This window comes from Stieleria bergensis, from assembly GCA_007745635.1.
GTDB lineage: Bacteria > Planctomycetota > Planctomycetia > Pirellulales > Pirellulaceae > Stieleria > Stieleria bergensis.
In genome coordinates this window covers 1,363,838-1,377,177 of record CP036272.1, presented here as the reverse complement: position 1 = coordinate 1,377,177, position 13,340 = coordinate 1,363,838, and the positions used below count along the sequence as shown (strand labels likewise).

At 55.1% G+C, this 13,340-nt stretch carries 10 protein-coding genes; 6 read left to right on the top strand and 4 right to left on the bottom strand.

Features of this window, described 5'->3' with window-relative positions; genetic code table 11:
- Nucleotides 1-199: 199 nt before the first annotated feature.
- Nucleotides 200-1,387, bottom strand: coding sequence for a tRNA lysidine(34) synthetase TilS (gene tilS / locus SV7mr_RS04535; RefSeq protein ID WP_145269618.1), 1,188 nt, complete (start codon nt 1,385-1,387; stop codon nt 200-202).
- Between the two features lie 292 nt (nt 1,388-1,679).
- On the opposite strand from tilS, the gene rny reads away from it, so the two are divergent.
- Entirely contained in the window at nt 1,680-3,251 is a 1,572-nt protein-coding gene (rny, locus tag SV7mr_RS04530) for a ribonuclease Y (RefSeq protein ID WP_419188445.1), read from the top strand.
- A 27-nt stretch (nt 3,252-3,278) separates the two neighbouring features.
- On the opposite strand, the gene ruvA is transcribed toward rny, so the two are convergent.
- From ruvA to cysS, 3 genes are read right to left on the bottom strand one after another with little or no spacing between them, the layout of a single operon-like run.
- Complete coding sequence (gene ruvA / locus SV7mr_RS04525) at nt 3,279-3,905, bottom strand: Holliday junction branch migration protein RuvA (protein WP_145269616.1); 627 nt, start codon at nt 3,903-3,905, stop codon at nt 3,279-3,281.
- Between the two features lie 22 nt (nt 3,906-3,927).
- Entirely contained in the window at nt 3,928-4,494 is a 567-nt protein-coding gene (gene ruvC / locus SV7mr_RS04520; RefSeq protein ID WP_473163672.1) for a crossover junction endodeoxyribonuclease RuvC, read from the bottom strand.
- 31 nt (nt 4,495-4,525) lie between these two features.
- A complete protein-coding gene (gene cysS, locus SV7mr_RS04515) occupies nt 4,526-6,109 on the bottom strand; it encodes a cysteine--tRNA ligase (protein ID WP_419188089.1) in 1,584 nt (527 codons plus the stop codon).
- Nucleotides 6,110-6,520: 411 nt separating this feature from the next.
- Between cysS and SV7mr_RS25065 the strand changes: the two genes are divergently transcribed.
- The 5 genes from SV7mr_RS25065 to SV7mr_RS04495 all read left to right on the top strand — a co-directional run bounded on the left by SV7mr_RS25065 (nt 6,521) and on the right by SV7mr_RS04495 (nt 13,088).
- Nucleotides 6,521-6,802: a hypothetical protein gene (locus tag SV7mr_RS25065; protein ID WP_419188088.1), complete on the top strand. Its 282-nt coding sequence runs from the start codon at nt 6,521-6,523 to the stop codon at nt 6,800-6,802.
- Nucleotides 6,771-9,410, top strand: a complete 2,640-nt coding sequence (gene ppdK, locus SV7mr_RS04510) for a pyruvate, phosphate dikinase (protein ID WP_145269612.1) — start codon at nt 6,771-6,773, stop codon at nt 9,408-9,410. Before SV7mr_RS25065 ends, ppdK begins: the two co-directional genes overlap by 32 nt.
- Nucleotides 9,411-9,684: 274 nt before the next feature.
- Nucleotides 9,685-10,917 carry a DUF1559 family PulG-like putative transporter gene (locus tag SV7mr_RS04505; protein ID WP_145278033.1) on the top strand — a complete coding sequence of 411 codons (1,233 nt, stop codon included), beginning with the start codon at nt 9,685-9,687 and terminating at the stop codon, nt 10,915-10,917.
- Between the two features lie 673 nt (nt 10,918-11,590).
- Nucleotides 11,591-12,427, top strand: a complete 837-nt coding sequence (locus SV7mr_RS04500) for a hypothetical protein (RefSeq protein ID WP_419188087.1) — start codon at nt 11,591-11,593, stop codon at nt 12,425-12,427.
- 220 nt (nt 12,428-12,647) lie between these two features.
- Nucleotides 12,648-13,088: a hypothetical protein gene (locus tag SV7mr_RS04495; protein WP_419188086.1), complete on the top strand. Its 441-nt coding sequence runs from the start codon at nt 12,648-12,650 to the stop codon at nt 13,086-13,088.
- Nucleotides 13,089-13,340: the final 252 nt, after the last annotated feature.

Genomic DNA, 13,340 nt, shown 5'->3' with positions numbered 1-13,340 from the left:
GCACAGAAAACCCCGCAATCATCTTTTAAAACAGACATGCCAACGAATCGCGCCCAGGAACGCCCTTGCGGAGACTCTCAATTTTACCGGCAGCCGAATGCTTGCAAGTGAAGCAAGAATAGTGGGACAGTCAATTTGATTGCGGCTTACTTTAACAACATTAAGTTCCGCATGTTGCCGCCACGAGGCTGAATTTCATTCAACGGCGAACAATTGTGATCTCGTTGGTCTCGCGAGTGACCTGAACCGCACCTGGCAATGTCAGCGTTCTTGGTCCCTGCCCAACCATCAAGGCATAGAGATGATGCCAATGACTTTGGTCCATCGCTTGCAAAGGAAAACGCTTCTGGTGCCATAACCGGCGTAAGGCTTCCACAACAACTGGCTGAGCACTGAGTGTGCGCTGCAAACTTGCGTTCGAGGGATCGCCTGGCAACGGAACCTCAACGGATCGCAGGACCAATGGCTCCGTCTTGAGAACATGCTGACTCAACCAAGCATCCGCCAAATCAGCAATCACGTTTCCCCAATGGTTTTGCGACTCAATCAGACGGGCAACCGCAGAGACGACCTGCGGATTCTGCGTTGCCAGCAATGGCAATAATTGATGCCGAATCCAATTGCGTCGATACTCGGTGCTGGCGTTGGATGGATCCTCGCGCCAGGGAATCTGCAGCTCGGTCAACGCATCACGAATCGTATGACGCTGAACCTGTAACATCGGCCGCGCCACGACAAAGTCACTGCCACCGGATTGATCCTGAAAAGGCCGAAACGCGGCGATACCTTGCATGCCGGTCGGCCCCGTGCCGCGCATCAAACGGTCCAGCACCGTCTCGACATTGTCATCCATCGAATGTGCAAGAAACAAATAGCGAGCGCCAGCACGCTGCAGTTGCTGCAAGAAAAACTCGCGACGCTGTTGCCGCAAAGACGCTTCATCCCGATCGGTGCCAGGCCCCTTTCCGGCAACGAATCGGATCCCTAATTCAGACGCCAACTGACGCACAAACGCTTGATCAGCGGCCGATTCTGCGCCGCGCAATCCATGATCGAAATGAGCGGCGATTACAAATCCACGCGCAGCGGGGTTCTGCTGGCGGTGCTGAAGCACAAGCGCCTGCACCGCCACCAGCAAGGCTACGCTGTCTGCGCCACCACTGCAGCCTACCAAAACCCCCAGCCCTGCGAACTCACTCGCTGGCAGACAGCCCTGGATCGCCTGCAACAGGCTGCTCCAAGGCTGGGAGTCACCGGACTGCTGAGCGGTCGCGTGAACCAGGGCGGCCGCCAAAGAGGGCTCGGCAAACGCTGATAGCCGCGGATCGGATGATTCGGTTGGCGCATCGAAAGCATCAAGCGATTCCGCTTCTGACTCTGATGCCATGCCGTTTCCTTCTTTCGGAGTGCTGAGACGACCCAAACGTCTCTAGGTGGTTGGCAGTTGGCCAAATTGCCACTGCCCAAGCGGTGTTTGAATCTGTTAAGATTGACCCCCTGTTGAGCGTCGACAATCTTGACGCATCCCATTACCAATTTAGATGTCTGGACGAATCTGTGTTCAGAAGATCTTTTAAATAGACCAATCCGATCACGCCACCTTGTCTGTAACGCCTATTGTCATCCAATCCCTTTCCTGGCTCTATTGTTCGGCAACCATTTTTGCTCAGCGTCAGGCAATCTACAACGCCATCGTTGGAAACTTATTCCTGTTCTTTATCTGCAGTGTCTTAGCTGGCGCTGTCCTGATGATGGGATACCAGCGTTGGAAGCTGTCGGTGTACAAAATCCGACTGGCAGAACAAGCTGAAGAACTGATGCGTCAGGCCGACCGTGAAGCGGAAGCCCTGAAGACGCAACTTCTGCTGGACGCTAAAGAACAGGCCTTGGAAATCAAAACCAAGGGCGAATCTGAAATCGCCGAACTTCGCCGAGTGCAAGCGAACCGGGAAAAGAATCTCGATCGCCGCAGTGAACAACTGGACCTGCAAGAGTCCGACCTGCGGAAACAGCAACGCGGCACCGAAACGGTCCAGCAACGCCTTGATGATCGTCAAAGCGAACTCAACCAGGAACACGAGCAACTGGCCGAGATGAAATCGCAGCAGCAGAAGCTGTTGGAAAGCATTGCCGGCCTCAGTCGCGAAGAAGCCTCCCAGCAACTCATGCAGTCGCTCGAAGAGGAACTGAAACACGAACGCGGCAAACTGATCCTACGAACCAAGAAGCAGACCACCGAGGCTGCCAAGGAACAAAGCCGCGAGATCATCCTGACCGCGCTGCATCGCTACGCGTCTGCGTTTACCGCCGAATCAACGACCAGCACGATCGATGTTCCCAACGATGAAATGAAAGGCCGAATCATTGGTCGCGAAGGCCGTAACATTCGGGCCTTTGAAAAGGCCACCGGGATCGATTTGATCATTGATGATACGCCGGGAGTCGTGATTGTCAGTGGCTTTGATCCCGTCCGCCGCGAAATTGCCCGGCGATCCATGATCGCGTTGATTGCCGATGGACGCATTCACCCTTCGAAGATCGAAGAGGTCGTTACCGAGTCGCAAGTAGAAATCTCCGAATTGATTCTGCAAAAGGGCAGGGAAGCGGCCAACGAAGTCAACATCAGTGGCTTGCATGATCGCGTGATCGAGATGCTTGGCCGACTGCACTTCAGAACCTCCTACAGCCAGAATGTGCTCCGGCACAGTATCGAAGTCGCCTTTTTGTCAGGCATGATCGCTGAAATGCTAGGGCTAAATGGCGACCTGGCGCGGCGCTGTGGACTGCTGCACGACATCGGCAAAGCAGCCGACCACGAACTCGAAGGCGGCCACCCCAAGATCGGCGCCGACCTGCTGCAACGACACAGCGAGTCACCGGAGGTTGTCCATGCCGCGTTTGGACATCACGACGAAGTCGTGACCGAGCACCCTTACACCATGATTGTCGCCACCGCTGATGCGTGCAGTGCCGGTCGCCCCGGCGCGAGACGTGAATCGCTAGAACGATACATCAAACGCATGGAAGAATTGGAGACCATTGCCAAGCGTTTCCAAGGGGTACGCGAAGCCTACGCGATCAGCGCTGGACGGGAAATGCGAGTCATCGTAGACAGCAACCATACCAGTGATGAACAAGCTGCCATCATCTGCCAAGACATCGCCAAAACCTTCGAAGCCGAACTGCTGTACCCTGGCGAAATCAAAGTCATCGTCTTGCGTGAAACCGTGTTTACCGAAACCGCCAAGTGATTCAAGTTCACCCGGCGGATGCCGCCTCTACTGACGCTGATAAATGGCGGTCAACAGCGATTCGGTGTCCTTGAATTTCTTGCCGGATTCCATCGCGGTGTCGATCAACTGACGCGCATCGGCTTCGCTGTGGCCGAGGGCCATCAACGCATCAAACGTTTCGGTGATCACAGGGTTGGATTCCTGCTGAACCTCGCCTTCGACGCCACCGCGATCGACCATCAACGCAAATCGAGGCATCTTGCGGCGCAGCTTGGCAATGATGCGCTCGCTGGTCGCCGGGCCGACACCTGGCAATGCAGAGAGCCCTTTGGCGTCTTGCTGTTCAATCATCACCGCCAACTCCTTGACGGGGCGAACCATTGCACGCAGCGCTTTCTTCACTCCGACGCCATCCACACTGCAAAACAAATCGAAAAACTGTCGCTCTGGCTCGGTGGAGAACCCGACCAGACGCGGCGTCAAACGCCCGCCGCCTTGCGTGTTCCCATCAATGTAATTCAACGTATGCAAGCGAATGTCTTGACCGACTTTGGCTTGCAGTTGCCGGCGTGTGTAATCACCGACCAAGACTTCGTATTCAAAAGGCGAATCCTGAATCGCAATCGCCGTGTCGCTAACATGAACGAGCTTGCCACTGATGCTGATAATCAATTGATCTGATCTCCGTTTCTATTTAACTGCTGGCTAGCGGATTACACCGTTGATGATACACACAGATTGCGATCGCCAACGCATCGGCAACGTCCGCCGGCTCCGGTGCTTCCTTCAACCCAAGTTGCAATCTGACCGCTTGCTGCATTTGATGTTTTGGTGCATGACCATTGCCAGTCATGATTTTCTTGACTCGCGTCGGTTCAATCGCATGAACCGGCGCATTGACCTGCGCGGCAGCCAAACAGATTGCACCGCGGGCATGGCCCATTAAAATCGCCGTCTTGGGCCGTTCGTAATGTGAAAACAACTGTTCAAGGGCAACAAAATCAGGCTGATGGTCCCGCACGACCTCTGCCACGCCGTCGTAAATTTCTTGGATGCGTTGTTCCAAAGGCCGACTGGCGACGGCCCGGACAATCCCGGCTTCGAGCAACTGAATTTTGCCCTCACAAGCGCGAATCACTCCATAACCAGTGATCCGCAGCCCGGGATCAATGCCCACCACGGTAACGGATTGCGATGAAGCGGTCGTCTTCAATTGAGCCCCCGACGGACTGCGTGACAACTTTGCACCAGAGGACGACACGGGCGATCGGTCATGAATCGCTCAGCGACACTCACTGGCGTTCCCAACTGGTGCCTTCTTTCTTGTCTAGCAACGCGATCCCAATCTCGCCCAGGCGGTCGCGGATCGCATCGCCGGTTGCATAGTCTTTGTTCTCTCGCGCGCTTTTGCGTAAATCAATCAAGAGCCGCACCGTCTTGTCGAGCAACTCTTGCGAATCATCATCACCGCCAGCCTGTGCAGGTGGCTTTTCAAACAAGCCCAGGATGGTGGTCAATTCCTTCATCGCCTTCAGGGAAGTGATCAAGGCTTGGACTTCAGCCGATTGCGTCTCGGCCCCGGCGGCTAACTGATGCTGATCCAGATAACGATTGGTCATCCGCAGCCAATCAAAGAGCGAACTGACGGCCAACCCGGTGTTGAAATCATCATCCATCGCTTGCAGGTAACTGGCGCGCAGCTGAGCTGCTTGCTGCAACATTTCATTGTCGCCGGCGTCGAATTCACCTTCTTCACGCGTCACGGCGGGTGTCAAGTCTTTGCCATCGTAAAACGACAACCCCGTGATCTCAGCGAAGCGATCAAACAGACGATAGAAACCATCCAGTGCGGTGCCGGCTTCTTCCAAACCTTCTTCGCTGAACAGAATGGTGCTACGATAGTGAGTTCGCAAAAGAAAGAATCGAATGCGAGTCCCGGTGTGACGCTGAATCAGACCGCTCAATCCTCCGTCACCTTTTGAGCGACTGATTTTTGCCGAGGCGGCTTCTTCGACCGATTCTTCCGCAGCAGCGGCTTGTTCGCGATCACTCTTGCCACCAAGCTTGCCTTTTTGGCCGGCGCGCATCAAACCATTGTGCATCCAATACTTGACCATCGGCTGGTTGTGGCAGCAGCTGCTTTGTGCCAGTTCGTTTTCGTGGTGGGGGAACATCAAGTCCAAGCCACCACCATGGATGTCAAAGGTATCTCCAAGGATTTTGTGGCTCATGGCCGAGCATTCGATGTGCCAACCGGGACGCCCTTGGCCCCAGGGACTTTCCCAGCTGATCTCGCCTGGCTTGGCAGATTTCCAAAGGGCAAAATCGCCGGCGGATCGCTTTTTCGCGGCCGCTCCGCCACCTTCCCCTAGCTGATCGTCCAGGTTGCGATTGGAAAGTTGTCCGTAGTTGGGATCTTTGACGACGTCGAAAAAGACATCGCCGTCGGCTTCGTAAGCAAAGCCTTTCTCGATCAACTGGCGGATGAAATCGATGATGTCATCCATGTGATCGGTTGCCCGAGGCATGTAATCGATCTGATTGACGCCCAATTCGCGCAAGTTCGCCAGGTAATCGGCGGTCATTTCGGTGGCGATTTGCGAAACGGGAATGCCGCGTTCGTGGCTTTTATTGATCAGTTTGTCATCAACATCGGTGATATTGACCACCAAAACCGGCTGATAACCGCTGTGCCGCAGATAGCGCTTGATGGTGTCAAAGATCACCGGTCCGACCATATGCCCCATGTGCGACTCGGCATAGACAGTAGGCCCACAGAGGTAGATTCCAACCTTAGGAGCCTGGAGCGGCTCGAAGGGTTCCTTTTCTTTCGTCAGCGTGTTGTAAATGCGAAGTTGGCTAGCAGCGTTTGTCACGGCAAGAATCGGTAGGAGGGGCAGTCGATCGACAAGGAAATCCGGTTTCTGCAAGCTGGCCGGCTGCTGCAACTCGGTGGGCGGCGGCAGCTGGCGAACGGTCAGAGGACGGGATTGTAAAGTTGAGCGAGGGCCACGCCGAGACCGATCCGGAAAAAAAACGTGTGAGAGTCCCAGCAGTTTGTGTTGCAACCGCGGACGAGCTGGCGGCATGTCGCTTGGTCTTGAGGAAGGCGATTTGGACGTGGAGCGATTTGAACGCCGCCAAATCCGCTACAAACGTTCACCTCTCATTGACCAAAACGCTTCTCCTAAATAGATTTAGGCGCGCTTGGCCGCAGTGGGTGTGCAAAACCGGCTCGACTGAGTAGGACTTGGTTCCTGAAAATCCTGGCTCGAGCAGCGGATTTCATGCCGCTCGCAGCCATCCTCGGCAGCTTTGTCGCCAAGACCGAGGATGAGTCAGACAGCAGGATGTCGGCGTTCTTGGATGTCGGCGGCGACCTGAACGCGACGTATGCGACAGTAACCTTACAATTCCCCGAGTTTCAGCGGACAACGATTCGGCTTTCCACATTTTTTGGCAACCGCCAAACAGAACTTTTGTGGACGCCTCCGCCAGCTCACGCACTTCATGAGACGGTTTCGATAGAGAACAACCATGGCGAACAAGATGGTCTATTACTTCGGTAAAACAAAAACCGAAGGCAAAGGAAAAGCGAAGAATCTACTCGGCGGCAAAGGCCTCAACCTGGCCGAAATGACATCCATCGGACTGCCGGTCCCTCCCGGATTCACAATCACCACCGATGTCTGCGACCAGTACTACAAATCTGGCGAGCAACTTCCCAGCGGCCTGATGGCTGATGTTGGCAAAGCGGTGAAGACTCTTGAAAAAGAGCTTGGCAAGAAGTTCGGTGACAACAAGAACCCCTTGCTTGTCAGCGTCCGTAGTGGTGCTGCTGTCAGTATGCCCGGCATGATGAACACCATCTTGAACCTGGGCCTGAATGACGAATCAACCGAAGGCTTGGCACAGGCGACGGACAACGCTCGCTTTGCCTACGATGCCTATCGTCGTCTGATCAACATGTTTGGCGACGTGGTGATGGGCATGGACCACCACCAATTCGAGCAAGCTTTTGACAAGGTCAAAAAGAAATACAAAGTCACCGACGACACCGAAGTTCCAGCCGAAGGCTTGAAAGAACTGTGCGTCGCTTATAAAGAAGTTTACAAGAAGCACACCGGCGAAATCTTCCCCCAAGATCCTTTCGCTCAGCTGGAACTGGCCATCAAGGCTGTGTTTGGTTCTTGGAACACTGACCGCGCGGTCAAGTACCGTGAGATCGAAAACATTCGTCACCTTTTGGGCACCGCTGTCAACGTTCAGTCGATGGTTTACGGTAACATGGGTGACGATTCAGGGACAGGTGTTGCTTTCACCCGTGACCCCAACACCGGCAAGAACAAGTTCTACGGTGAATTCCTGATCAACGCTCAAGGTGAAGACGTTGTTGCTGGGATTCGTACACCGCAACCTGTTGCAGAAATGCCAAAGTGGAACCGTGCGATCCACAAGCAACTTCTAGAGATCAAAGACACTCTAGAAACCCACTACACCGAAATGCAGGACATCGAGTTCACGATTGAGCGTGGCACCTTGTTCATGCTGCAAACGCGTACCGGAAAACGAACCGGTCTGGCTGCCGTTAAGATCGCTTGCGACTTGGTCAAAGAAGGCCTGATCGACGAGAAAGAAGCCATCATGCGAGTTCCTGCAGAAGCACTGACTCAGTTGCTGCTGCCTAGCTTCAAGCCTACCGCTCGCAACGCTGCCGAGGTGCTTTGCAAAGGGATCAACGCCTCTCCAGGTGCTGCCGTCGGTACTCTGGCATTCACCGCCGAGCAAGCTCGCGAGAGTAAAGACGCTGGCGAAAACGTGATTCTTGTTCGTCGCGAAACCAGCCCCGAAGACGTCGATGGCATGAGCGCTGCCGTGGGTATCTTGACCAGCACCGGTGGTGCAACAAGCCACGCAGCTGTTGTTGCTCGTGGCTGGGGCAAGTGCTGTGTCGCTGGTGCAAGCGACGTTCAAATCAACGAAAAGGCCAAGAAGATTGTCGTCAATGGCAAGACCTTGACCAGCAAAGACGTGATCAGCCTGGACGGAACGACCGGCGAAGTCATGGTGGGTGCCGTCGAAACGCAAGAGCCAACTCTCTCTGGCGACTTCGCCAAACTGATGAAGTGGGCCGACAAGTACCGTACCTTGATGGTTCGCACCAACGCTGATTCGCCTGCTGACAGCAAGCGAGCTCGTGGCTTTGGCGCTGAAGGCATCGGACTTTGCCGTACCGAGCACATGTTCTTCGAAGCCGATCGCATCACGCACATGCGTGCCATGATCTTGGCATCGGATGAAGACGCTCGCCGTACCGCGTTGACCAAACTGCTGCCTTTCCAACGGAAAGACTTTGAAGGCATCTTCAAGGCAATGAAAGGTCTGCACGTGACCATTCGTTTGCTTGATCCACCCTTGCACGAGTTCTTGCCTCACGATGCTGCGGCACAAAAAGAAGTTGCCGCACAGTTGGGCGTGAAACCTGCTGAAATCAAGGAACGTAGCGCTGCACTTCACGAAGCCAACCCCATGCTTGGCCACCGTGGTTGCCGACTTAGCATCACTTACCCAGAAATTCTGGAGATGCAAGTTCGGGCGATCACTGAAGCAGCCATCTCTTGTGCCAAGAAGAAGATCGACGCACACCCCGAGATCATGATCCCATTGGTGGGTACCTTCCAAGAATTGGCCACCCTGCGTGCCAAGGTTGAAGAGACCATCGAAGCGACCAAGGCTGCCAAGAAGTACACCGGCAAGCTGGACATCCTGATCGGTACCATGATCGAGATTCCACGCGCTTGCTTGACGGCCGATCAAGTTGCCGAACACGCTGACTTCTTCAGCTTCGGTACCAATGACTTGACCCAAATGACCTTCGGTTACAGCCGCGATGATATCGGTGGCTTCCTCCCCGACTACTTGGAACACGAAATCTTGGAAAGCGATCCTTTCCAAGCCTTGGACCAAACCGGTGTTGGACAACTGGTCGATATGGGTGTTGCCAAAGGCCGCAAAACCAAGCCAGCCTTGAAGATCGGCATCTGTGGCGAGCACGGCGGCGAACCAAGCAGTATCGATTTCTGCCACCGCGCCGGCCTGAACTACGTCAGCTGCAGCCCCTTCCGCGTGCCAATCGCCCGCCTCGCTGCTGCTCAGGCTGCCATTCGCAACAACTAGTTCATCGAAACGAGTCGCGCCGCGGACATTCCAGCGGCGAACTCCAACGTGATCTTCGCACACCCACCTCTGCAGACCGCAGAGGTGGGTGTTTTTTTGCGCTCACGCAACCCAACCGGGAACACCCCCTCCACAGGGCCGCCCCGAAGCAGTCATCTTTCACAAAATCACTGGAAACCAATCTTGAACTGTGGGAAAGGGGGGGGATTCCCATACGATGGATTTGAGCGGGCTCTCTTATCCGGTTCTCAACACTCATCACTTGACACCAGCCATGCACGCAACGGCTCATCGATCCCGCCTTGGTTTTACCCTGGTCGAACTACTGGTCGTGATTGCAATCATTGGCATCCTGGTTGGACTATTGCTTCCAGCGGTACAAGCGGCTCGCGAAGCGGCGCGGCGAATGCAGTGCAGCAACAACATGAACCAGTTGGGAATCGCGATCACCAACTACGAAACATCGCATCAACAGTTGCCAAAACACGGCTCTGGAACGACCAGCCCCATCGCACCCGATGCGGTGACACCACAGATCACACATAACTCGGGTGTGCTATCGATGCTGGTGCCGATCCTGCCACAGATGGAACAGGGTCCGCTGTGGGAACAAATCAAGAATCCACTGGACTATCAGCCCGATGGTGTGATTGATTACCCAGCCTTTGGCCCTCATCCGACCATTGGCCCAGGGCGTGAAAACTACACACCTCTGTTCACACAAATTCCTGGCCTGCGCTGCCCGAGCGATCCAGGTGTAGGCCTACCAGCAGGCGGCCGAACCAATTACGCCGCTTGCTTGGGCGATGCATTTCTGGTCGAGTCCGTCATGATGCCGCTGGCCTTTCCACCACCACAAAACGGCGCCAACGGAAACCCTTTCTTGCCAACAGGTGCGGGACGAAACATACAGCGTCGTTACGCGCGCGGCGCGTTCGTCTTTCGCTCGGTGATGAAATTCAAGCACTTCCTGGACGGCCAATCAAACACCATCTTGATGGGCGAGATCCTGACAGACCTCGGCGACAACGATGTGCGGACACATGGCAATGCCACTCAGAACAACGTCGAAACGAACGTACGAATCTGCCAGACCCTCGGTCAGATCGATACCGAGCGACCATCCAAATGGTGCACCGGTTCCAACTGCCCAGCACCCGCTGGATTGCTCGGTGCCAACAGCGTCAACAATCGCGGGATGCAGTGGATGGTCGCCTATCCTGTGGCAACCGGATTCTTCACAATCACACCGCCTAACTCGGAACTGTGTATCGACGGCAGCTTCCTTGGCTCGGGTGCAATCAGTACTGGCAGTCGCCACTCCGGCGGCGCTCATGTGTTGATGGCCGATGGAGCGGTCGGTTTCATCACTGACTCAATCGATACCGGAAACCAACTATTCCCCATCGGCACCCTGCCCGAAGGCGAACGCAGCCCGTTCGGAATCTGGGGCGCCATGGGAACTCGCGCTAGCGAAGAAGTGTTTGAAAATCCTATCGGGCAGTAAACCGCGACGCACCAATGCTTTGAACTGGGCAATCGCCATTTCATCGAACAGGGGCAGGGGGCACTAGGGTGTCGTACTTGCACGCACCAATGAAATCGCAGCGCACCGTTGGTGCCGCAATCACGTGGATTTTCCCCATCCGCACCAACGGACTCGAACAGCATCAAAGCAGTGCGTGCAAGCACGGCACCCTACATGGAAAGACGGGGCGTGCCAGTGTGCACAGTGTGTCATTTCCGCTCTCTTTGGCAGCAGAAACGGGGTCTTTGACCCCAATCTTAGGGCTAGCCGACAATGATTCGCGTGCCCCTGGTGAACTTTAACGCCGGCGCTGGGAGTTTTCATCACGCACGGATTTTTGTGCCGATTGAACGTCGCAAGGAAATCGCACATTCTTCCAACGAGCCAACGCATGTTAACCCACCACCTAAAAACACTTCTCATTCTGCTTGCAGTGGGCTCCCTGACAGCCCCCGTCGCACGTGCCCAAGAATTCCTGCAGCTGGCCAGCTGCAACTCCAGTCTTTGTGACAACGTCACCTGCGGAGCGGAAGGTTGCTGCGACACCTCCTGTGACGCGCTCTGCGACTCCGGTTGCGACTCGCTTGGCTGCGGTTCAGGCAAATGCCCACTGCTATCGGGCTGGGGTTGCTCTGGAGACAAGTTGTCCTGCATGAAGAGCTTGATCAAGCCGAGCGATCACTGCTTCGATGACTTCATCAGCCCGATGTCAAACTTCGTCTTCTTCGAAGACCCTCGCACCCTGACCGAACTGCGTCCCATTTTTGTCAATCACTGGGTCCCCAGCACGATTGGCAACGGCGTCTCTGCTGGAGGCACGATCCAGCTGATGGCGGTTCAGTTCCGCGCCGCACTCTCGGAACGACTGAGCATCATCGGTGTCAAAGATGGTTACATCTGGGACAATACCGACGGCACGCTGGATACATTGTTGGACGAAGGCTGGGCAGCGATCAGCGGCGGTCTGAAGTACAACCTGATTCGCAACACAGAAACCGGGACACTGCTCTCTGGTGGCTTGACCTATGAAATGACCACTGGATCTGACAAAGCCTTGCAAGATGTTGCCAATGGTGAATTTCACTTGTTCGGCACCGCTGGCCAGCGGTTCCTGGACGGAAACGCGCACTACATGACTGCGTTTGGCTGGCGAGTTCCTGTTGATGGATTCGCGCAATCAGAATCCGTGCACTGGTCGAACCACCTTGACGTTCGTCTAACCAACTGCTGTTACGTTGTTACCGAATTGACGTGGTGGCACTGGACCGATGAACCTGCCACCGCTGCAGCGGCCGGAGTGGCGGGACAAGACCTGTTCAACCTGAACTTCAGCGGAGTCGACAACAATGACTTGGTGTACCAAAGCATTGGTGGTAAGTACAAACCAAACGGTCACATCGAGCTGGGGCTCAACTACGAAATCCCACTGACGGACTTCCAAGACGTCCTGCTGAGACGTCTGCAAACGGAGATGATCTTCAGGTACTAATCTGACCCCACTCCAATTGCGGGCAATGCGAGAAGCGATCCCCATTCGATTGGAAATCCGTGAGCGCCGATCAACGACGGCCAATCGTCAAGCAAAGACGATTGGCCGTTGATTTATTTGTGGGTTCTGCCAGGTTGGTCAGTGACTGGCGTTGATTGGCGAAGAAGTGATTTCGTACAAGCCGTTGGGGCTTGATTCGAACTCCTCTGATGCCTGATCGATGATAAAAATGCCTCAACAGTTTTCTCGACGCCTCTTGTTGGCTGCTACCCCCGCGCTGCTGGCTGGCTGTGGAACCGTGCTTTACCCCGAACGCCGCGGCCAACCGAAAGGCCGCCTTGACTGGGGAGTCGTTGCATTGAACGGCGTTGGCTTGCTGCTGTTCTTTGTTCCCGGTGTGATTGCATTCGCGGTCGACTTTGCAACCGGTGCGATCTATTTGCCATGCTACCCGCACACGGCGACTGGAACAGCCGAAACAGAATTGCGCAAGGTCTCCTTGCCACCGGAAAAAATGAATCAAGAAGGGATCGAAGCGACGATCTCTCAGCACACCAAAAAAGAGATTGACTTGTCTCAAGACAGCTACCAAACCGAGTCACTTCAAGAGATCAAGGCATTCTGGCCGACCTATCAATCGCTGCAAAACGAGCTCGGTTAACCCGCCGCTCAGGTGTGTTCTGGGGTGTCTGTTCTGGGGTGTCTGGCCACGGCACCGGTTCTGGGGTGTCTGGCCACGGCACCGGGTCGCATTTTCGCTCTTCATGGCCGCCTGCACGCCGCCTCCTGTGGACCAGCTTCCTCCCCCCGCGATGCGTGCGGTAACGGACATCGGTGTGCGGGTTTGCATCATCCAGCGGCCCGACACCGCAGTTCTTCACAGAATTTGCATCAATTTGTGAAACCGCTTGCA